This window comes from Nocardia carnea, from assembly GCF_029869215.1.
In the GTDB taxonomy this organism is placed as follows: domain Bacteria; phylum Actinomycetota; class Actinomycetes; order Mycobacteriales; family Mycobacteriaceae; genus Nocardia; species Nocardia carnea_B.
This window is the reverse complement of record NZ_JARWPM010000338.1, coordinates 1-20,598: the sequence shown is the minus strand read 5'-3', so window position 1 is coordinate 20,598 and position 20,598 is coordinate 1. Positions and strand designations below refer to the sequence as shown.

Annotated in this window: 23 protein-coding genes; 8 read left to right on the top strand and 15 right to left on the bottom strand. The window is 68.7% G+C overall.

Going from position 1 to position 20,598, the window contains the following annotated elements; translation table 11 throughout:
• Positions 1 to 404 precede the first annotated feature (404 nt).
• From QH276_RS23520 to QH276_RS23510, 3 genes are all read left to right on the top strand, one after another.
• Positions 405 to 641, top strand: coding sequence for a hypothetical protein (locus QH276_RS23520; protein WP_280400219.1), 237 nt, complete (start codon positions 405 to 407; stop codon positions 639 to 641).
• Positions 638 to 973, top strand: coding sequence for a hypothetical protein (locus QH276_RS23515; protein WP_280400218.1), 336 nt, complete (start codon positions 638 to 640; stop codon positions 971 to 973). Before QH276_RS23520 ends, QH276_RS23515 begins: the two co-directional genes overlap by 4 nt.
• Positions 974 to 1,044: 71 nt before the next feature.
• A complete protein-coding gene (locus tag QH276_RS23510) occupies positions 1,045 to 1,467 on the top strand; it encodes a hypothetical protein (RefSeq protein WP_280400217.1) in 423 nt (140 codons plus the stop codon).
• A gap of 3 nt (positions 1,468 to 1,470) precedes the next feature.
• Here QH276_RS23510 and QH276_RS23505 read toward each other — a convergent pair whose 3' ends face one another.
• From QH276_RS23505 to pcaH, 6 genes are all read right to left on the bottom strand, one after another.
• Positions 1,471 to 2,682, bottom strand: a complete 1,212-nt coding sequence (locus tag QH276_RS23505) for an acetyl-CoA C-acetyltransferase (protein WP_280400216.1) — start codon at positions 2,680 to 2,682, stop codon at positions 1,471 to 1,473.
• 17 nt (positions 2,683 to 2,699) lie between these two features.
• Positions 2,700 to 3,479, bottom strand: coding sequence for an IclR family transcriptional regulator (locus tag QH276_RS23500; RefSeq protein WP_280400215.1), 780 nt, complete (start codon positions 3,477 to 3,479; stop codon positions 2,700 to 2,702).
• Entirely contained in the window at positions 3,476 to 4,717 is a 1,242-nt protein-coding gene (pcaD, locus tag QH276_RS23495) for a 3-oxoadipate enol-lactonase (protein ID WP_280400214.1), read from the bottom strand. The genes QH276_RS23500 and pcaD overlap by 4 nt, the downstream gene beginning before the upstream one ends.
• 136 nt (positions 4,718 to 4,853) lie before the next feature.
• A complete protein-coding gene (pcaB, locus tag QH276_RS23490; protein ID WP_280400213.1) occupies positions 4,854 to 6,212 on the bottom strand; it encodes a 3-carboxy-cis,cis-muconate cycloisomerase in 1,359 nt (452 codons plus the stop codon).
• Positions 6,213 to 6,221: 9 nt separating this feature from the next.
• Complete coding sequence (gene pcaG, locus QH276_RS23485; RefSeq protein ID WP_280400212.1) at positions 6,222 to 6,848, bottom strand: protocatechuate 3,4-dioxygenase subunit alpha; 627 nt, start codon at positions 6,846 to 6,848, stop codon at positions 6,222 to 6,224.
• Complete coding sequence (gene pcaH, locus QH276_RS23480; protein ID WP_280400211.1) at positions 6,841 to 7,563, bottom strand: protocatechuate 3,4-dioxygenase subunit beta; 723 nt, start codon at positions 7,561 to 7,563, stop codon at positions 6,841 to 6,843. Before pcaH ends, pcaG begins: the two co-directional genes overlap by 8 nt.
• Positions 7,564 to 7,713: 150 nt before the next feature.
• On the opposite strand from pcaH, the gene QH276_RS23475 reads away from it, so the two are divergent.
• Both QH276_RS23475 and QH276_RS23470 read left to right on the top strand, forming a co-directional pair.
• Entirely contained in the window at positions 7,714 to 8,460 is a 747-nt protein-coding gene (locus tag QH276_RS23475; protein WP_280400230.1) for a CoA transferase subunit A, read from the top strand.
• Positions 8,457 to 9,113: a CoA transferase subunit B gene (locus QH276_RS23470; protein ID WP_280400210.1), complete on the top strand. Its 657-nt coding sequence runs from the start codon at positions 8,457 to 8,459 to the stop codon at positions 9,111 to 9,113. The genes QH276_RS23475 and QH276_RS23470 overlap by 4 nt, the downstream gene beginning before the upstream one ends.
• Positions 9,114 to 9,135: 22 nt before the next feature.
• On the opposite strand, the gene QH276_RS23465 is transcribed toward QH276_RS23470, so the two are convergent.
• Positions 9,136 to 10,041: a LysR family transcriptional regulator gene (locus QH276_RS23465; protein WP_280400209.1), complete on the bottom strand. Its 906-nt coding sequence runs from the start codon at positions 10,039 to 10,041 to the stop codon at positions 9,136 to 9,138.
• A 62-nt stretch (positions 10,042 to 10,103) separates the two neighbouring features.
• Here QH276_RS23465 and QH276_RS23460 point away from each other — a divergent pair, with 62 nt between their 5' ends.
• Positions 10,104 to 11,399 carry an MFS transporter gene (locus tag QH276_RS23460; RefSeq protein WP_280400208.1) on the top strand — a complete coding sequence of 432 codons (1,296 nt, stop codon included), beginning with the start codon at positions 10,104 to 10,106 and terminating at the stop codon, positions 11,397 to 11,399.
• Complete coding sequence (locus QH276_RS23455) at positions 11,396 to 12,577, top strand: 4-hydroxybenzoate 3-monooxygenase (protein ID WP_280400207.1); 1,182 nt, start codon at positions 11,396 to 11,398, stop codon at positions 12,575 to 12,577. The genes QH276_RS23460 and QH276_RS23455 overlap by 4 nt, the downstream gene beginning before the upstream one ends.
• Here QH276_RS23455 and QH276_RS23450 read toward each other — a convergent pair.
• Entirely contained in the window at positions 12,574 to 12,747 is a 174-nt protein-coding gene (locus QH276_RS23450) for a hypothetical protein (protein WP_280400206.1), read from the bottom strand. The genes QH276_RS23455 and QH276_RS23450 overlap by 4 nt on opposite strands.
• A gap of 43 nt (positions 12,748 to 12,790) precedes the next feature.
• Positions 12,791 to 13,381, bottom strand: coding sequence for a type 1 glutamine amidotransferase domain-containing protein (locus QH276_RS23445; protein ID WP_280400205.1), 591 nt, complete (start codon positions 13,379 to 13,381; stop codon positions 12,791 to 12,793).
• Positions 13,382 to 13,627: 246 nt separating this feature from the next.
• Between QH276_RS23445 and QH276_RS23440 the strand changes: the two genes are divergently transcribed.
• A complete protein-coding gene (locus QH276_RS23440) occupies positions 13,628 to 14,107 on the top strand; it encodes a Dps family protein (protein ID WP_280400204.1) in 480 nt (159 codons plus the stop codon).
• 133 nt (positions 14,108 to 14,240) lie between these two features.
• On the opposite strand, the gene QH276_RS23435 is transcribed toward QH276_RS23440, so the two are convergent.
• The 6 genes from QH276_RS23435 to QH276_RS23410 all read right to left on the bottom strand — a co-directional run.
• The gene (locus QH276_RS23435) at positions 14,241 to 15,881 is read right to left on the bottom strand and encodes an ABC-F family ATP-binding cassette domain-containing protein (protein ID WP_280400229.1); all 1,641 of its coding nucleotides are present in this window, start codon (positions 15,879 to 15,881) and stop codon (positions 14,241 to 14,243) included.
• A 241-nt stretch (positions 15,882 to 16,122) separates the two neighbouring features.
• Positions 16,123 to 16,551, bottom strand: a complete 429-nt coding sequence (locus QH276_RS23430) for a hypothetical protein (protein ID WP_280398942.1) — start codon at positions 16,549 to 16,551, stop codon at positions 16,123 to 16,125.
• 88 nt (positions 16,552 to 16,639) lie between these two features.
• Positions 16,640 to 18,805: an acyl-CoA dehydrogenase gene (locus tag QH276_RS23425; protein ID WP_280398941.1), complete on the bottom strand. Its 2,166-nt coding sequence runs from the start codon at positions 18,803 to 18,805 to the stop codon at positions 16,640 to 16,642.
• A gap of 150 nt (positions 18,806 to 18,955) precedes the next feature.
• Positions 18,956 to 19,801 (bottom strand): aldo/keto reductase, encoded by an 846-nt coding sequence (locus QH276_RS23420; RefSeq protein ID WP_280398940.1) that lies wholly within the window; start codon positions 19,799 to 19,801, stop codon positions 18,956 to 18,958.
• 280 nt (positions 19,802 to 20,081) lie between these two features.
• Positions 20,082 to 20,438 carry a nuclear transport factor 2 family protein gene (locus tag QH276_RS23415; protein ID WP_280398939.1) on the bottom strand — a complete coding sequence of 119 codons (357 nt, stop codon included), beginning with the start codon at positions 20,436 to 20,438 and terminating at the stop codon, positions 20,082 to 20,084.
• Between the two features lie 41 nt (positions 20,439 to 20,479).
• On the bottom strand, positions 20,480 to 20,598 hold a 119-nt coding region (locus QH276_RS23410), incomplete at its 5' end, for an SDR family oxidoreductase (protein ID WP_280396596.1).

Sequence of the window (20,598 nt, the reverse complement as noted above, 5' to 3'; positions counted from 1 at the left end):
GGGTCGTTTGCACACGGCAAGAGCTTCGGCAGGTATGTGAAAGCCGCTCTGGCCCTTCGGAAAAGCTTCTGCGCAAATGCAGAGTGCGCTTGTGTCGGCTGTCGTCCGGTGATGTTGTGGGTTTACCCGACAGCCGGGAACCTCGGACCGACAAGCCGCCCACAAGATCCCCATCCCAGGTGCGACTGGTTCGAGACCTTACCGCGAATCACCTGGCGATCAAGCGGAAATGGCGATCCACCGCCGCGGCTGCCGGGTCTGGCACCAACACCCATTCGCCGGGAGCCGGAACGCCGGCGCCCGAAGCAGTGATCGACCCCGGCAATTCATTCCACTATCGAAAGCCGAGCACTCCGATGACAGACAACCCCGTGCTGCCGGTCAGGGCACCCAGGAATCGGGCCATGGCGGCGACCTTGCAGCTCCTGCACGCCGGAAAGGCCTGGATCACCGATGACCCGAGGATTCTGCGGCGTATCGCCGAGGGCCTGCGCACGCTCGACCACCCGGCGCCGTACTGCGAATACACGGATCTCATCAGGGGATACGCCCACGCCCATCAGGTGATGGCCGCGCACGCGGCGCACCGCTGCCCGCGCTACGAGGCGGCGCTCGAATACACGGAGCGGGCGCGACCATGACCAGGGCCGCGTGCGGCAGACGACGCGCGATCGTGCTGCGCCGCAGCGAGTTCGACGCGCGGGAACTCGAACGGCTGATCGGGACGCATGCCCTCGAGATCGTGTACACGGTGGTCACCGATGCCGGGCCGAAGCTCGGAACACTGATCGCGATACAGCACGTGCTGGAACGCGATGCCGAGGTGATCGTGATCCCGCACCTCACCCGCGAAACGGTCTGGCGCGAACGACCGTGGCAGGCGGTCACCGAGCTCGCGGACCTGATAACTGGGAGCGGCGTGGTTTCGCGCGGAACCTATGGCACCCGGAACGCACCATTGCCGTATTTGTAAGCATGTGCATATGATGTGCCTATGCTTACTGAATTCGGAACCGAACTGGTCGTGCCGGCTCGAGCGATCTCATGAGCGAGCAGCCCTTCTCGGAGGGCACCGTGCTCATGCCCTGGAAACCGGGCCCGTGCGAGAACATCACCGGCTCGGTGGCGGTCAGCGTGACCGATTTCCTGGCCGGATCGGCGGAAGACGTCCAGCAGATCTACGCCCTCGGGCTCGAACTGGGAGATACCTGGCCGGTCCTGCACGGCGCGGTCGGTGTCTGGTTGTGGGGCCGGCCCGCGCAACTGCGGGGCGGATCGATTTCGGTATGGGAGAGCGAGCGGGATATGCGGCGCTTCGTCCGATGGCCGGTCCATGCCCGGATCATGCGTGATTGGCGCGGCCGCGTACGCGTCGCCGCGGACTCGTGGCGGGCGGACCGATTCGATATCGAGCAGATCTGGTTGCGGGCCGCGAAGACGATCGACGGCCCGCATCCCGGTTCCTGACCGTCAGGTCAGGCGTTCGAACACCGCGGCCAGGCCCTGGCCGCCGCCGATGCACATGGTTTCGAGGGCGTAGCGGCCCGCGCGGCGGTCGAGTTCGCGCAGCAGGGTGGCGAGGATACGGGCGCCGGTGGCGCCGACCGGGTGGCCGAGGGAGATACCGGAGCCGTTGGGATTGAGGCGGTCGTCGTCGGGTTCGAGTTTCCAGTTGCGCAGCACCGCCAGGGTTTGGGCGGCGAAGGCCTCGTTGAGTTCGATGACCGACATATCGTCGAGCGTCAGACCCAGGCGGCCCAGCGCTTTCTCGGTGGCGGGGACCGGGCCGATGCCCATGGTGCGCGGGGGTACACCGGCCACCGCCCAGGAGGCGAGGCGGGCCAGCGGGCGCAGGCCGAGGGTCTCGGCCTTCTCGGATGTGGTGACGATGCAGAGGGCGGCGCCGTCGTTCTGGCCGCTGGCGTTACCGGCGGTGACGGTGGCGTCCGGATCGGCCGTGCCGCGGATCGGGCGCAGCTTCGCCAGGGCTTCGACATTCGTATCGGCGCGGGGGTGTTCGTCGGTGGTGATGACGATCTGATCGGACTTCCGTTGTGGCACAGTGACTCCGACGATCTCGTCGGCGAACCGGCCGGCCTGCTGGGCGGCGACCGCGCGCTGATGCGACTGGACGGCGAGGGCGTCCTGGTCGGCGCGGCTGATCGAGTATTCGGCGCGCAGGTTCTCGGCGGTTTCGATCATGCCGCCGGGCACCGGGAAGTTCTTCCCGCCGGCGGTGACGCGGGCGCGGGCCAGCCGGTCGTCGAGGGAGACGCCCTCGCCCTTCACACCCCAGCGCATACCGGTGGCGTAGAACTCGGCCTGGCTCATGGATTCGGTACCGCCGGCCAGGATCAGCTCGCTACCGCCGGTGGCGACCTGCATACAGGCTTGCAGGACGGCCTGCAGCCCGGACCCGCAGCGGCGGTCCACCTGCAGGCCGGGGATCTCGACCCCGAGGCCGGCGTCGAGCGCCGCGACCCGGCCGATCGCGGGGGCCTCACCGTTGGGGGAGGCCTGGCCGAGGATGACATCGTCGATCTCGCCGGCGGGCAGGCCGGTGCGGGCGAGCAGTTCGGTGATCACGGTCGCGGCCAGGGTTTCCGGCGCGATGTCTTTGAACATTCCGCCGAACCGGCCCACGGGGGTGCGGAGCGGTTCGCAGATGACGGCGTCGATCATGGGGTTCCTTCGGGGGTTCAGGAGTGGTTCTGCACGCGGGCCAGGTCGGTGCTGATGGCCGCGGCCGTTGCGAGTAGTGGCGGCAGCAGGTCGGCCCGCACGCTGTCGGTGGTGTAGCGGGCGGCGTGGGTGGAGATGTTCACGGCGGCGCAGACGGTGCCGGTGTGGTCGCGGATGGGGGCGGCCATCGAGCGCAGGCCCTCTTCGAGTTCCTGGTCGACGAGGCAGTAGCCGGCTTCGCGGGTTTTGCGGATTTCTTCGCGGAGCCGGTCGGCGTCGATCACGGTGCGGTCGGTGAGCGGGGTGAAGGTGACCTTCGCCAGATAGTCCTCGAAGGCGTTCTCCGGCAGACCGGCCAGCAGGACCCGTCCCATCGAGGTGCTGTAGGCGGGGAAACGGGTACCGATGGTGATGGAGACGGTCATGATCCGGCTGACCGGCACGCGGGCGACGTAGACGATGTCCTCGCCGTCGAGAATCGACACCGAGGTCGATTCGTGCACCTGAGTGGCCAGCGATTCCAGATGCGGCCCCGCGACCTCGGGCAGGCTCAGGCTGGACAGATAGCTGTAGCCGAGTTCCAGAACCCGTGGGGTGAGCCAGAACTGGGAGCCGTCCGTGCGTACGTAGCCGAGTTCCACCAGGGTCAGCAGGAAGCGGCGCGCGGTGGCGCGGGTCAGGTCGGTGGCCTTGGCGACCTCACTGAGGGTGCGCCGCGGATGCTGCGCGTCGAAGGAGCGGATCACGGCCAGGCCGCGGCCCAGCGACTGGACGTAATCCGGGGAAGGTTCGGTCATGGCGTGTCCTCTGCGCTCGCGGACGCGGCCGGGGTGGCGGCGCCCGGCGCGGACCCGGTGCGTTCGGCACCCAGCCCCTCGGCGAGCGCCGCCTTGCCGAGTCCGAAGGCGAGGTTACTGTTCGGCACTCCCGCGTAGACCGCGGTGTGCAGGAAGACCTCGGCCAGTTCCTCCGGTGCGACCCCGGCGCGCAGCGCCGCGCGGATATGCATATCCAGTTCGTGGGTATTGCCGACAGCGGTGAGGATCGCAAGGGTGAGCAGGCGCCGGGTGTGGTGGTCCAGGCCGGGGCGGCTCCAGATATCGCCCCACGCGGTGCGGGTGATGAAATCCTGGAACGGTTCGGTGAAAGCGGTGGTACCGGCGACGGTGCGGTCGACATGGGCGTCGCCGAGCACCGCGCGACGCACCCGCATGCCCTGGTCGAACGCGGCGGAGCGTTCCCGCCGGCCTGCGATATGGCCGGTGATGAGTGCGGTCACCGGTCCGGCCTGCTCCACGCTTGCCAGGTGAGCGGCCGGATCCAGAACGTGCAGAACGGAATTCGCGATACCGTCGGCCAGCGCGCGCATATCGTCGGGGGTGGTGGCCGGGTCCTGGGCGCCGGCGATCACCAGGGTGGGCGCGGTGATACGGGCGAGATCGGCGCGGTGGTCGAACTGTGCGAGGGCGACGCAGCAGGCGGCGTAGCCCTCGTCGGAGGTGGCTTCCACCATGGCACGGCTGCGGGCGATGAGATCGGGGTCGCGGTCGGCGAGCCCGGCGGTGAACCAGCGGCCGACCACGGCCTCGGCGATCGAGGCGGTGCCGTCGGCGCGGACCGCCGCGGCCCGGTCGAGCCAGGTCTGCGGGGTACCGAACTTTGCGGAGGTACACAGCAGGGTCAGCGTGCGGACCCGGCCCGGTGCGTGGGCGGCGATCCACTGGGCGACAGCGCCGCCGAGCGACAGACCGACCAGGTGAACCGAATCCCGGCCGAGACGGTCCAGCAGCGCGAGCACGTCGGCGGCGAGGTCGGCGACCGTGGGGTCGCCAGAGCCGGTGGGGGACTGACCGTGCCCACGCAGATCGACGGCGACGACCTCGTACTCCCCGGTCAGCGCGGCGACCTGCGGATCCCACATCGACCGGTCCGAACCGAGCGAGCCGAGCAGGACGACGCTGGGTGCGTCCGCGGGCCCGGTGGTCCGGTACGAAAGTTCGACGGTCGCGGTCGTCGAATCCGCGGTGGCGCCCATACTCACTTGCTCCGTTCGATTGGCGATTGTCTTGGGTGGAATAAATAGGTAGGCCCGATCGACAGCGATCGTCGAGGACGTGGCGCGGCGGGCCCGAGCAGGGCAGTCCACGCGCGGTCCGTGCGGTGTAATCGCGTCACGATTGTCCGGGTTCGGGGTTGGACGGGTGGGGCGCTGGTTCCGGGGCGTCGCCGCGCTCGTCGAGTACTCGCGCAACCAGATCGGCAGCGTGGCCCAGATAGCCTGCGGGGTCCAGTAATTCGCGGACCTGCTCGGCGGTGAGGTATTCGAGGATCGCCGGATCGCTGTCGAGCGCGGGGTGGTGGGCCGTGGCGGCGGCGGTGACGATCTCGCGGGCCCGGTCGGTGTGTTCGGACAAGGCGGCGGTGACCCGTTCGGCGAGCAGCAGCCCGCCGGTGGCGTCGAGATTGCGGGCCATGGCCATGGGGTGGACCTGCAGGCCGGTGAGGCTCTGGGCGAGCCGGTGGGCGGCGCCGCCGGTGAGCCGCAGCAGGTCGGTGACGGTTTCCCATTCGGCGTGCCAGGCGCCGGCGGCGCGCTGCATTTCGTGGTCCATCGCGCCGAGCGCGGCGGCGACCAGACCGGGGACGCGGCGGGCGGCGGCGCGGGCGGTGATGGCGGCGATCGGGTTGCGTTTATGCGGCATGGCCGAGGATCCGCCGGGGGCGTCCTCGCTCACCTCGCCGAGTTCGGTGGCCGAGAGCGTCACGATATCGGTGGCGATCTTGGCGACCGCGCCCGCGGCGATACCGAGGGAGGTGGTGAGTTCGGCGATCGGGGTGCGGTCGGTATGCCACGGGATGCCCTGCGGCGCCAGCCCGAGTTCCGCGGCCAACGCGTCGGCGACGGCCGGGCCGTGCGGGTGCAGGGCGGCGAGTGTGCCTGCGGCACCGCCGAATTGGACGGGCAGGGCGGCGAGTGCGGCGGTGACCGCGCCGGCTGCCCGGTCCAGCGCTTTGCACCACCCTGCGGCCAGTGCGCCGAAGGTGGTGGGCAGGGCCTGCTGGCCCAGCGTACGGGCGGCCATCGGTGTGCCGCGATGGGTTTGCGCGAGATCGGCCGCGGCGTCGGCGGCGGTGCGCAGATCGTCGAGGACCAGGGCCCCGGCCCGCTGGGCGAGCAGCACCAGCGCGGTATCGAGAATGTCCTGACTGGTGGCGCCCTTGTGGACGGCGGCAGCGGGAACACCGGCCGGCGCACAGGCTTTGCGAAGCGTGCCGACCAGCGGGATCACCGGGTTACCGCCCGCCACCGCCGCCGCACCGAGCTCCGCCGGGGCGAGTGCCGCGGCGGCCTGCGGTCCGGCGGCGGTGATGGCGCGGGCGTGCCCCTCATCGAGCACGCCCGCCACCGCTTGCGCGCGGGCGAGTGCACATTCCACCTCGACCAGCGCGTCGATCCAGGCGCGGTCGGACAGGGCGGCACCGAGGTCGGCGGCCCCGAACAGTGGGTCGAACAGCTCTCCACGCGGCACGCGGTACTCCTACAGGTAGAAGAACGGCGTCTCGGCACCGTCCGGGTCGGCGTCCTGCAGCACGATATCGAGGTGGTAGCCCTCGGCGGTGGCCGTGGCGATCAGCTTGTACCGCTGGGTTTCCGGCAGCGCCGCCAGCACGGGGTCGGTGGCGTTGGCGGCCTGTTCGTCGGGGAAATAGAGCCGGGTGATCGACCGGTTGAGCATGCCACGCGCGAAGACGGCCAGGTTCAGGTGCGGGGCCTGGGTCGAATCGCCTTCGGCGGGAACGGCACCGGGTTTGACGGTGGTGAACCGGACGGTGCCGGTGTCGTCGGCGTCGCAGCGGCCGAAACCGCGGAACGCCGGGTCGGTCTGCGGGCGGGGATCGTCCGGATGCTCGAAAACACCCGCACGGTTGGCCTGCCAGACCTCCACCAGCGCGTCGGTGACCGGGTTGCGGGCACCGTCGTACACCGTCACTGTGACGGTTATCGACCCCTCGGTACCCGGCGCGACCACATCGCATCCGTCGGGCCAGGGCAACCCGATATGGAGATACGGTCCCACGGTCTGCGACGGAGTGGGCCCGAATTCGACGGTGGTGAAATCCCCGGGGATCACCGGATAGCGGGGCGCGAACTCGGTCTCACTCATCGTCGTGGTCATCCTCTTCGAAGGGGGTCGCGTCGCGACCGCGCAACACGATGTCGAACCGGAAGCCCAGGGCCCAGTTGTCGGTGGTGGCTTCGTAGTCGAAGACGCTGACCATGCGCTGGCGGGCGCCGTCGGGAACCGAGTTGTAGATCGGGTCCTGGAAGAACATCGGGTCGTCCGGAAAGTACATCTGGGTGACCAGACGCTGGGTGAAGGCGCGCCCGAACAGGGAGAAATGGATATGCGCGGGCCGCCAGGCGTTGTGGTGGTTACGCCAGGGGTAGGCGCCCGGTTTGATCGTGGTGAGCGAGTAGTGGCCGTCGCTGTCGGTGAGGACGCGGCCGACGCCGTCGAAATGCGGGTCCAGCGGTGCGGGCCACTGATCGCCCTGATGCCGGTAGCGGCCGGCGGCATTGGCCTGCCAGACCTCGATCAGGGTGTTGGGGACCGGTTTGCGGTCGCTGTCGAGGACGCGGCCGTGGACGACGATCCGCTGCCCCTGCGCTTCACCGCCGCGGGCCAGAGTCAGATCCGCGTCGGCCTCGGTGACCCGGCCTTCGCCGAGTACCGGGCCGGTGAGCTCGCCCATTCGCTGCGGGAGGAGGATCAGCGGCTGTTTGGGGTGGCGGAGGGTGGTGGTGCGGTAATCGGCGAAGTCGAGCGGAGCTTCCTCGTTCTTGTCGATACCGCGGTACCGCGGTGGCAGTTGGAGCATGCGCGCGACCTCGCGTTCGGAATGTGGACATTGCTTCGGTATGCGAACAGCATAGGACTCGGTGGTTGCCGGATCAATCACTGTTCGGTGCGTTCACTATACGCACATAAGTTCACAATACGTACAAATACGGTTACTGTGGAGCGCGTGATGGACAAAGTCTTTGCCTCAGCCGCCGAAGCGGTCGCCGATATCCCCGACGGTTCATCACTGGCCGTCGGCGGATTCGGGCTGGTCGGCATCCCCGAAGTGCTGATCAACGCGCTGCTCGACCAGGGCGCCACCGAACTGGAGGTCGTCAGCAACAACTGCGGTACCAACGGTTTCGGTCTGGGGGTGCTGCTCGCGGCCCACCGCATCCGCCGCACGATCAGCTCCTACGTCGGCGCCAACGAGGAGTTCGCGCGCCAGTACCTGTCCGGTGAACTCGAGGTCGAGCTGACCCCGCAGGGCACCCTCGCGGAGCGGATGCGGGCCGGCGGCGCCGGTATTCCCGCGTTCTTCACCCCCGCGGGGGTGGGCACGCAGGTCGCCGAGGGCGGACTGCCGTTGCGGTACGACGGCGCGGGCGGGGTCGCGGTGGCGAGCCCACCGAAGGAGACCCGGGAGTTCGACGGCGTCACCTACGTGCTCGAACGCGGGATCGTCACCGATTACGCCTTGGTCCACGCCTGGAAGGGCGACCGGCACGGCAACCTCGTCTATCGCGCCAGCGCGCGCAACTTCAACCCGCCCGCCGCGGCGGCGGGCCGGATCACCATCGCCCAGGTCGAGCACCTGGTGGAACCCGGCGAACTCGACCCCGATCAGGTGCATACCCCCGGCATCCAGGTCCAGCGGGTCGTGCCGGTCGGCAAGGTCGAGGTAGGAATCGAGAACAGGACGGTGCGCGCATGAAACTGACCCGCGAACAGATGGCGGCCCGCGTCGCCGCCGAGCTGCAGGACGGCCAGTACGTCAACCTCGGCATCGGGATGCCGACCCTGGTGCCCAACTATCTACCCGACGACATCACCGTCGTACTGCACTCGGAGAACGGTGTCCTCGGAGTCGGGCCGTACCCGACCGAGGAAGAACTCGATCCGGAACTGATCAACGCGGGCAAGGAAACCATCACGGTGCTGCCCGGCGCCTCGTTCTTCGACTCGGCGCAATCGTTCGGCATGATTCGCGGCGGTCAGGTCGATGTGGCCGTGCTGGGTGCCATGCAGGTGAGTGCCCGCGGCGATCTGGCCAACTGGATGATTCCGGGCAAGATGGTCAAGGGGATGGGCGGGGCGATGGATCTGGTGCACGGTGCGCGCCGGGTGATCGTGATGATGGAGCACGTCTCCCGTTCGGGGGAACCGAAAATCGTTGAGCAATGCTCGCTGCCGCTCACCGGGCTGGGCTGCGTGAACCGGATCATCTCCGATATGGCGGTGCTCGATATCACCGACGACGGCCTGGTGCTGGTCGAAACCGCGCCGGGTGTGACCGTCGACGAGGTACGGGCCGCGACCGGAGCCGAAATGCGGATTGCCGCCGAGCTGACGGCGCGGGTCGGCTGAGCCGGCCGGGCGGCCGCGTTCCTCACGCCGGCATCCGTGCCATCGCCGTCCGGATCACCTCCAGGAACCACTGTTGCGGGCCGCCGCGGTCCGGTGCGTGCCGGGTATAGGCGGCCACCTCCACCGGTTCGATCGGCCACGGCAGCGCGAACAGCCGCACCGCGTGCGTGCGGGCCAGCGCCCGCGCGACCCGCTCCGGCACGATCGCGACCAGTTCGCTGTCCTGCACCACATAGGGCAGGGTCGCGAACCGGGTCACCCGCACCGCGATCCGGTCCTCGAGCCGATGCTCCACCAGCGCCTTACGCGGGCCGGTATGCCCGGACGCTCCGTCGACCACGACGTGCCGTTCCTGTTCGAGATCGGCGTGGCCCGGGTTCGGGGTCCGCAAGCGGGGGTGGTCGGCGGCGACCATCCCGGCGTAGCCCTCGGTGAACAGGGCGGTTCGGCGCAGTCGCGGCGAATCCAGGACCGGGCTGGCGACGATGGCGTCCATTTCGCCGCGGGCCAGTTGATCGATGGCGGTGTCCAGGTCGAAGGCCTGGACCCGCAGCCGGGCGCGCGGGGCCTGCGCTGTGAGCTCCGACAGCACCAGCGGCAGCACTGTCACCTCGCCGAGGTCGGAGAGCCCGAGGGTGAACTGGGTTGGCCGGTCCGGATCGAATTCGGTTGTGGTGCCCAGGGTTTCGGTGACGTGTTCGAGTGCGCCGCGCAGCGGCGGATACAGTCGCTCGGCCTCGGAGGTCGGGATCAGGCCGCCGGGGCCGCGGACGAAGAGTTCGTCGCCGAGGCGGCGGCGGAGTTTGCCGAGGCCGTAGCTGACGGTCGGCTGGGTGACCCCCAGCAGATCGGCCGCGGCGGTGACGCTGCGGGTCTCGTAGAGCAGGACGAAGGTGCGCACCAGGTTCAGATCGAAATCGCCCGCCATAGATCTCCTCTATCCGGCATCGAAAGATCATCTATTGGATTTCTGATGGACGCCAGCCTAGCGTGAGTGCCATCACAGACCGGGTCGACGCCGACCCGAAGATCAGAAATGAACCCCCCACCATGAACAAATTGCTGTCGTGGCCGGCCGTGCTCTGCTGGCTCACCGTGTTGCTCGACGGATACGACCTCGTCGTCCTCGGCGCCGTCATCCCGACCCTCATCGACGAGAACCACGTCGGTTTCACCGCCGCGAGCGCCACCTTCGCCGCGACCATCTCCCTGGTCGGTGTCGCCATCGGCGCCGCCGGGGTCGGGCCGCTGGCCGACCGCTACGGCCGTCGCAGCGTCCTGCTGGGCTCCATCGTGCTGTTCTCGCTGTTCACCATCGCGGTCCCGTGGGCCGGTTCGGTCGGGATGTTCGGCGTGTTCCGGCTGCTGGCCGGTTTGGGTCTCGGTGCCTGTATGCCCACCGCGCTCACCTTCATGGCCGAACATATGCCCGCTTCGCGCCGGGCGTTCGCCAGCACCTTCACCATGACCGGCTATCACTTCGGTGCGGTCCTGGCGTCGCTGGCAGCGCTGTGGCTCGTCCCGAACTGGGAGATCCTGTTCTACGCCGGCGGTGTGGCCGGGCTGCTGCTGGTTCCGCTGATGTGGTTCAAACTGCCGGAATCGGATGCCTATCTCGCGGCCCAGGGCAAGACCGAGCGTGTGGGGCCCACCATCGTGCTGCAGCCGAAGTACCTGCGCACCACGCTCGGGGTCTGGGTCGGCTCGTTCATGGGCCTGCTGCTGGTCTACGGCCTGAACACCTGGCTGCCGAAGCTGATGCGTGATGCCGGCTACAACATGTCCACGTCGCTGACGCTGCTGCTGGTCCTGAATATCGGCGCGATCATCGGGCTCGTCGTCGCGGGGATGCTCGCCGACCGGCGCGGAACCAAGCCGACGATCCTGGTCTGGTTCGGCGCCGCCGCGGTACTGCTGGCGCTGCTGAGCATCAAGGTGCCGAACACGTTGCTGCTGAACACGCTGGTTCTCGTCACCGGGATTTTCGTGTTCTCCGCCCAGGTGCTCGTCTACGCCTACGTCACCCAGGCCTATCCGGCGGAAGTCCGGGCCACCGCGCTCGGACTCGCGGCGGCGGTCGGCCGGCTCGGCGCGATATTCGGGCCGAGTATCACCGGTGCGCTCATCGTCGCCGGTTCCGCCCACCCGTGGGGCTTCTACTTCTTCGCGCTGGTTGCCGCGCTCGGGCTGCTGGCGCTGGCCACGGTCCCCGCACTCGCCGCCCGCCGGGCCGATGCGGCCGACCGGCTGCCCGGACCCGACGATCAGAAGGAGTACGCCGTATGAACACCACCCGCACCCAGGTAGCCATTGTCGGGGCCGGACCGGCCGGCCTGCTGCTGTCGCATCTGCTGCACCGCTCCGGCATCGACTCGGTGGTCGTCGATATCCGGAGCCGGGAGGACATCGCCACCACGATCCGCGCGGGCATCCTCGAAGCCGGCTCGGTGCGCACCCTGGTGGACACCGGCGTCTCCGACCGGGTGATCACCGAGGGCGACCGGCACGACGGCGTGGTGTTCCGGTTCGCGGGCGAGAACCACCGCATCGACTTCCAGGAGCTGGTCGGTGAATCGGTATGGCTGTATCCGCAGAACGACGTGTTCGTCGATCTGGCCGCCCGCCGCGAAGCCGATCAGGGTGATGTGCGTTACGGCGTGGCCGATACCGCGGTCGATATCTCGGGCGACCGGCCCGTGGTCTCCTACACCGGCGCGGACGGACGGACGGCCCGGATCGAAGCTGATCTGGTGGTCGGCGCGGACGGCTCGCGTTCGGTCTGCCGGAAAACCTTCCCGGAGGGCACCCGCCGCGAATGGTTCCGCGAATACCCCTTCGCCTGGTTCGGTTTCCTCACCGACGCGCCGCCCTCGCATCCGGAGCTCATCTACACCCACTCCGAGCACGGATTCGCGCTGGTCAGCCAGCGCACCCCGACCGTGCAGCGGATGTATTTCCAATGCTCGCCCGACGAGCGGCCCGAGGAATGGGACGACGACCGGATCTGGGCGGAAATGCGGCGCCGGGTGAACGGCAACGGGTTCGAACTCCAGGAAGGCCCCATCAACTCCAAGATGGTGCTGCCCTTCCGGTCCTTCGTCACCGCACCCATGCGGCACGGCCGGCTACTGCTGGCCGGGGACGCGGCGCATACCGTTCCGCCCACCGGCGCGAAGGGGCTGAACCTGGCGCTCGCCGATGTGAAAGTGCTGCACGAGTCGATCACCGAATTCTTCGCCGGCGCCGGTGACCAGGTGCTGGACAACTACACCGAACGGGCGCTCGACCGGGTGTGGAAGGCTCAGCACTTCTCGTACTGGATGACCACCATGCTGCACTCCGTGGACGGCGCGTCCGCGTTCGATACCGAACGGCAGCGCGGGGAACTCGCGCTGGTCACCGGGTCGCGGCACGGTGCGGCCTACCTCGCCGAGGCCTATACCGGGTGGCAGCCCACCCGCTAGCCGAACCGGCCACCACCGCGTGGCACGGTGCGCTGTTCGACGGCGCCTTCCGTCCGCCCGTCCGGACCCTGCCGGTGATCGCTCCCGCCACCGGGGCCACCATCGATACGGTCGGCGAGGACGGCACCGACGATTTCGAGCGCGCCGTGCGCTCGGCAGTTGTCGCGCAACGGCTTTCGTTTCCGGCCGCAACGTCGGGCGTGGAGTCGCCCGTCAACGACGCGCAGTCGCGCCTTCCGGGTGTACCGGATGTTTGCCTTCGGCGAACTCCTCGACGATCTTCGCGCAGAAGGCGGGCAGATCGTCGGGATTGCGGCTCGATACCAAGCCCTTGTCTGTGACCACTTCCTGGTCGACGACGTTCCCGCCGGCGTTGCGGATATCGGTGCGCACGCTGGGATAGGAGGTGAGCGTACGACCGCGCACCACATCGGCCTCCACCAGCGTCCACGGGCCGTGACAGATCACGCCGACCGGTTTGCCGGTGGCGAAGAATTCGCGGACGAACCGCACGGCGTCCGGGTCCTGGCGCAATTTGTCGGGGTTCGTCGTGCCGCCGGGAAGCAGCAGGGCATCGAATTCGTCCGGGCTGCATTCACCGACCACCCGGTCCACCGGGAATTTGTCACCCTTCTCGACGTCGTGGTTCATCGCCTGGATCTCGCCCGGTTTCAGCGACAGCAGTGCGGTGCTGGCCCCGGCGTCCTCCACCGCGGATCGCGGCTGTTCGAGCTCGACCTGCTCGACGCCGTCCGCCGCGAGCACCGCGACCCGCCGTCCGGTCAGATTGTGCTGCTGGCCCATATCCGTTCCTTTCCGAGTGCGGGGTTGCGATCTGCCCGCGGCCTACCCGCGCCCCGCGCGGCGAAACGTCGCCCGCCCGGTACCGCCCGCCCGGCGCGGCGGCACCGGGCCCGTCAGCGGCGCGGATCGACCCGCTGACCAGCGCGTGGCCGAGATAACACGCCGAGCGCTGATTGAGTGCCGAGCCGCCGGGTAGTCGGCCTCTGTCCCGCGCATCGAGCGCAACGACGAGAAAGGCATTCGAGGATGAACGTCCCGATCAAGAGCACACTCGACCCGGAACAGCAGCGCATCACCGGCGACGCTCTGCGTGCCAGCGTCGTCGATCTGATCGATCTTTCTCTGATCGCCAAGCAGGCACACTGGAATGTGCTCGGTACGCACTTCCGCTCCGTGCACCTGGCGCTGGACGAACTGGTGAGCGCGGCCCGCGAGTTCACCGACTCCACTGCCGAACGCGCCACCGCCATCGGCGTGAGCCCGGACGGTCGTGCCGCCACGGTGGCCAAGGAGGCGGCCGGGCTGGAATTCCCCGACGGCTGGCAACAGGACAAGGATGTCATCAACGCGATCGTCGACGTCCTCAGCACCGTGATCGGCCGCTTCCGGGAACGTATCGAAGTCACCGAGAAAGCCGACCCGGTAACCCAGGACCTGTTCATCGAGATCGCGGCCCGGCTCGAGCAGTTGCACTGGATGTGGCAGGCCCAGCTGTCCACCGCCTGATCCGGTCCTTCGTTCACGCCCGCCGGTGGGCCCGGGTCGGGCTTCGTTTCCTCGACGCGAGCCCGGTGGCCGCCACGGCGCACCGGGCTCCTGTCGCTATGTGCCGATTTACGGCCGGGGAGTCAACGGAATATCAGTGACGGTTCTCCGGCGGCATGACTTCCGAAAGCCTGCCGTCGGCCAAGCGCAGCCAGCGCTGGACGCCTATCTCGCCGAGGAAGCGTTCATCGTGGCTCACCACGACGAATGCGCCCTCGTAGGCGTTGAGCGCGTTCTCCAGTTGTCCGACGCTGACCAGATCGAGATTGTTGGTCGGCTCGTCCAGCAGTAGCAACTGCGGGGCCGGTTCGGCGAACAGGATGCAGGCCAGTGTGGCGCGCAGGCGCTCACCGCCGGACAGCGCGCCTACCGGAAGATGCACCCGGGAGCCGCGGAACAGGAACCGCGCCAGCAGGTTCATCCGTTGCGCTGCCGGTAGTTCCGGTGCGAACCCGGCCAGGTTCTCGGCCACGGAGCGCTGCGGATCGAGCAGATCCAGGCGCTGGGACAGATAGGCGACCCGCCCGTCGGCGCGCGTGATCTCGCCGGTCCCGGCGGCGAGATCGCTGTGCAGAATGCGCAGGAGGGGCGATTTCCCGGCGCCGTTCGGGCCGGTGAGTGCGATCCGCTCAGGCCCGCGAATCGCCAGGTCGAACCCGTCGCCCGCGAAAATCTCCCGGTCGCCGACGCGGTAGCGGATCCGTTCGCCGAGGAACACCGTGCGACCCGCCGGCACCTGTGTGCCGGGTAGGTGCAGGGTGATCTTCTGGTCCTCGCGTAGTTCCCGTTCGGCCCGGTCGAGCCGGGTGCGGGCGGCCTCGACGCGGGCGCTGTGCGTACCGTCGGCGCGACCCGCGGATTCCTGCGCGTTGCGTTTCATGGTCCCCGCGAAGATCTTCGGCAGACCGGCGTTGCCGAGTGTGCGGGCAGCGTTGCTCGCCCGGCGGGCCGCCCGTTCCCGCGCCTGTTGCAGCTCCCGTTTCTCGCGCTTGACCTCCTGTTCCGCATTGCGGATGTTCTTCTCCGCCACCTCTCGCGCGGCTCGTACCGCTGCTTCGTAATCGCTGAAATTGCCACCGTGGTAAGTGATCTCACCGGCATGGAGTTCGGCGATCCGGTCCATCCGGTCGAGCAGGGCGCGGTCGTGGCTCACCAGCAACAAACAGCCGTTCCAGTCGCCGAGCAGATCGTAGAGCCGGTGGCGGGCGTCCAGATCCAGGTTGTTGGTGGGTTCGTCGAGCAACAGCACATCGGGCCGGCGCAGCAACTGCGCGACCAGGCCGAGCGAGACCACCTGACCGCCGCTGAGAGTGTGCAGCCGCCGGGTGAGTTCGACATCGCCGACACCCAGCCGGTCCAGCTGGGCGCGCGTACGCTCCTCGATATCCCAGTCCGTACCGATCGTGGTGAAGTGCTCTTCGGCGACGTCACCGGATTCGACGGCCGCCAGCGCCGCCAGCACCGGGGCGATGCCCAGGAGTTCGGCGACGGACATATCGCCGGTCAGCGGCAGGGTCTGGGGCAGATAGCCCAGTAGTCCGTCGACGCTGACCGAACCGCTCGCCGGACGCAGATCGCCCGCGAGCAGGCGGAGCAGGGTGCTTTTCCCGGCGCCGTTCGGCGCGACGAGACCGGTGCGCCCGGCGGGCACGGTGAACGACAGATCGGTGAAGACAGGGGTGTCGTCCGGCCAGGAGAACGACAGGTTCGAGCAGACGATATAGCTTTCGGGCATGGGGGAGACCTCGGGTGTCCGACGGGCGCGGCCGAGCGCGCCGCGAGAATGATCGGTGAACGACGGCATGGCCACGACAGCGGCGCCCATATGCGCCCAACTGGTGGCCGTCAGAGCCGGGTGACCCCGGAGATGTCGAGTTCACCAACCATGGTCGGTCTCCTGTAATCCGATGACTCGATCGACGATAGCAGCCGAGCCCGGACGGCCCGGTAGGCAACCGGCCTACCGGGCCCGCGGGTCAGCGGCGGGGGTTGTTCAGGTGTTCCTGGACGTCGCCCGAGGTAGGGGGTTCGCCGCATTGCATACCGCAGCGTTGTTCCTCGGGGACCTGGGAGCCGTTCGGATAGGTGCAGCTCGCGCTGTCGCAGGTGTAGTTGATCGTATTCGGATCGATCGGCAGCGGTTCGGCGTAGTACGACCACGCGAAGGTGTCACTCCCGGCGACGGGCGAGCAGTAGACGGTGGTGCCGTCCGCGAGATGTCCGATCTCACCGGGTGCGGCACAGTAGCTGTGCAGTTCGACCTGGGGATTCGGGCCGTTGTCGGTGTGAATCAGGGGTCCGGGTGATGCGGCCGCGGGAGCGGCGGCGAGGAAGAGGGCGGCGGCCCCGACGGTCGCGCCGAGAAGTCGGGGGCCGACGCGCTGGATACGCGCTGTGGGCCTCATGAACAGGTTCCGTTCTGTCGAGTTGGCAGGTCCCGACCGGTCGGACTGATTGATCTTAGCTATCACACCTGTTCGGTGGCAATGGCAGCTAGCGGATCAACGGGTCGCGGGGCATCCCGAGGATTCGCTCGGCGATCTGGTTGCGGGTGACCTCCGAGGTACCACCGGCGATCGCCATTCCGCGCGCTCCGAAGGCCATCTGCGCGACCCCCGCTCCCTGTCTGTCCCAGAGGGCCAGCTCGTCGCCGATCAGCTCGGCGGAAATGGCCGCCCATTCGGCAAGGTGTTCGGCCAGAACGAGTTTGGTGATATTGCCTTCCGGTCCGGGCCCGGCGCCTTCGATACTGCGCGCCGCGCGGCGCAGGTTCAGCAGGCGCAGGGCATGATCCTCGGCAACGTAACGGCCGGTCCGGGCTTTGATCCCGGCCGGCGGCTCCGGATGCCCGGCGACCTGGGCGACCAGCGCTTTCGCCGGCGGCACCCCCGCCCCCGACCCGCCGCCGATGCTCACCCGTTCGTTGCCGAGCGTCGCCCGTGCGACCGTCCACCCGGTGCCCGGAGCACCGACCACATCCTCGTCGGGAACGAATACGTCGTCGAAGAACACCTCGTTGAACTCGGCACCGCCGGTGATCATGCGCAGCGGCCGTACGGTGACGCCGTCGGCGTGCATATCGATGATCATGGTGGTGATTCCGGCGTGTTTGGCAGCGTCCGGGTCGGTGCGGACGGTGGCCAGCCCGCGCCGGCAGTAGTGGGCGCCGCTGGTCCACACCTTCTGGCCGGTGACGCGCCAGCCACCGTCCACCCGGACGGCTTTCGTCTTGATCCCGGCGGCATCCGAACCCGCCGCCGGTTCGGAGAACAGCTGGCACCATACTTCTTCGCGCCGCAGCGCCTTGTCCACGAATCGTTCGATCTGCGAATCGGTTCCGTGCTGGATGAGGGTCAGGACCACCCACCCGGTGATCGAATAATCGGGCCGCTCGACCTGCACGGCCCGGAATTCTTGATCGATCACCAGTTGCTCTACCGCCGTCGCGGCCCGGCCCCACGGACGCGGCCAATGCGGCATCACGTACCCCGTGGCGATCAGCCGGTCCAATTGCGCCGCGCTGTCGCCGACGGCGGCGATCTCGGTGGCGTCGGCGCGGATCTCGGTGCGCATCTGTTCGGCTTCGGGCGGCAGATCGAGGCTGTTCGAGCGGGTGACACCGGCCGCGGTGAGCGCGAATACCGTCTCCGCCGGGGCATCGCCGCCGGCCAAGGCCCGGGTGGTCAGCGCACGGCGCAGATGCAGATGGGCGTCGTGCTCCCAGGTGTATCCGATCCCGCCGTGCACCTGGATGTTCAGCTCCGCGTTGCGGACATACCCGGGGAAGGCCAGCGTGGCCGCCGCCGCGGCGAGCAACTGGAATTGCTGTTCGTCCTCGGCTTCCGCGCGGGCGGCGTCCCAGACCAGCGCGATCGCGGATTCGGCGGCCACCAGCATATTCGCGCAGTGATGTTTGATCGCCTGGAAGGTGGCGATGGTCCGGCCGAACTGCTCGCGCACCTTCGCGTATTCGACGGCGGAGTCAACACAGTCAGCGGCCCCGCCCGCCGCCTCGGCGGCCAGTAGCGTGCGCGCACGGGCGAGTGCGGCCGGCGCGGCGCCGCGCAGGACATCCGTTTCGGTGACGGCGACCTGGTCCAGCCGCACCCGTCCCGAGCGGCGGGTGGGGTCCAGGTTCTGCGGTACCTCCACCGTCACACCGGCCCGGCCGGCTTCGACGACAAGTACATCCTGCCCGGCCACCAGCATCAGCAGTTCCGCGGACCCGGCCCCGAGCACGACGCCGGCCGCACCGTCGGCTTGCCCGCCGGACAGGGTGACCGCGGTACTCAGGCCGACCCCGGCTGTCACAGAGCCGTTCACAAGACTCGGCAGCAGCCGCGCCTTCTGTGCCGCGTCACCGGCCGCCGACAACACCGACGACGCGATCACGGTCGGCACGAAGGGCCCCGGCGCCACCGCACGACCCAGTTCCTCCGCCACCACCACGAGCTCCGGGAACCCCGAACCGGATCCGCCGAACTCCTCGCCGATATGCAGTCCCAGCCAGCCCAGTTCGGCGATTTCGGACCAGAACGGGGGCCTGTCCGCCGCGGTCTCCAGCGCCGCGCGCGCCGCGGCCCGGGCTTTGCCGACGGCGAGAAACGAGCGGGCCACGGTGGCCAGTTCGCGGTGGACGTCGGTTACTGCAATACCCATCGCCAGTCCTCTCGGTGTGGAATCGCCCGGCGCGCAGGATCCGAATCCGGACGCGAACCGCGATTCACTTACTGGGAGTCACGGTAGCTCGCTCCCGTCCCGGCCGGGCCGGGTTTCGCCGAGTATCCGAGTGCAGCCGAGCTGGGCCGGTTATCGGTTCTGCGGGGTAGCGATGCGGTCGAGGCGCTCGTACTGATCGCCGGAGAGGTCGATCCGGGTGGCGGCAAGATTCTCGGCGAGGTGCGTGAGCGAGGCGGTACCCGGTATGGGTGCGATCACGGGGGAGCGGCGCAGCAGCCAGGCGAGGGCGACCTGGGTGCCGGTGGCGCCGAGTTCGCGGGCGATCTCGGCGATCACGGTGGTCGTGCCCGCGCCGCCCGCGGCCACGGGACGCCACGGCAGGAAAGCGATCCCTGCCTGCGCGCAGGCCTCGACAACGGATTCGTATGCGCGATCGAGGATGTTGTAGCGGTTCTGCACACTGGCGATCGCCGCGGTTTCCCGCGCCTCCGCGAGTTGGGCGGCGGTCACCTCGGAAAGGCCGATATGGCCGATCTTCCCTTCGTCGCACAGATCCCTGAGCACCCCCACCTGGTCGGCGAGTGGGACGGCCGGATCGACTCGGTGGAGTTGCATGAGGTCGATCCGGTCGATGCGCAGGCGGCGCAGGGCGTCGTCGACCTGGCTCCGCAGGAAGCGCTCGCTGCCGTTGTACACCGCGCCGTCAGGGTGATCGGGCCGGCGCTCGACACCCAGTTTGGTCGCCACCAGCAGTCCGTCCGGGTAGGGGTGCAGGGCCTCGGCGACGAGTTCCTCGTTGGCGCCCCAGCCGTAGAGGTGCGCGGTGTCGACAAGTGTGACACCGCATTCGACGGCCTTGCGCAGCAGCGTGATCGAGGCCGCGCGCGCGTCGCCGGGTTCGGTGGCCAGCCGCATGGCTCCGAAGCCGAGGCGGTGCACACTGTGTCCGGCGAGGTCGAGGGTAAGGGGCGGCATGAAGTACCTTCCGAGTCGCGTCCGACTCTATCCGCTCGCTCCGGTCCGCTCCCGGCACGCACGAGATGACTCCGCGAGTGGTCGTACCGGGCGGGGTCGCCGCCTCCGTCTCGGGTACCGAGCGAGTAGGCGGCGCGTTCGGCGTAACAGGTGGCCAGGGCGCGTAACTGTGCGAGCCGGTTGAAGCAGCGTTCGACCACGTTGGGGCGCCGGCAGACCTCGGGATCGCACGTCGGTGGCCGGCCACTTCGCGGCTGTGCCGGGTGTGCTGGGCGGCGTATCACGCCTCGATGGCGAGGCGTCGAATCCGGTCCCCGTCGAGTTCGAACCGGTAGTGCACGGTGGCGGTGCCGCCGGGGAAGTTGCCGTCCAGGCGGATGAGTACGGTCGGGTGCCGGCTGTCGGCGCCGTGTTGCCCGATCCGGGTAGCGGTGTAGCTCCACTCGGTGGACGAATTCTGGAGCCATGCGGTGATCGCGGCGATGCCCTCGTAGATGTTGCCGTCGTCGAGCACGGTGGCGTCGGGAGTGAAAAGTGCGGCAGCGTCGGCCGTGCGGTGCTCGTCGTGGGCGTCGAGGTAGGTGACGACCACCTTTGCCAAGAGGTCGCCGTGGTAGGCGTCGAATTTCTCGCTCATCGTTTCTCCTGCTGTGACGGGGTGTCGTTGATGTGGTCGGGTCAGATCGTGCGGATGGTGCCGCCGTCGACAACGATGTCGGCGCCGAGAATTCCGGACCCCCGATCGGAGACGAGAAAGGCGACCGTCTCGGCGATCTCGTGCGGGGTGGCGAATCGGC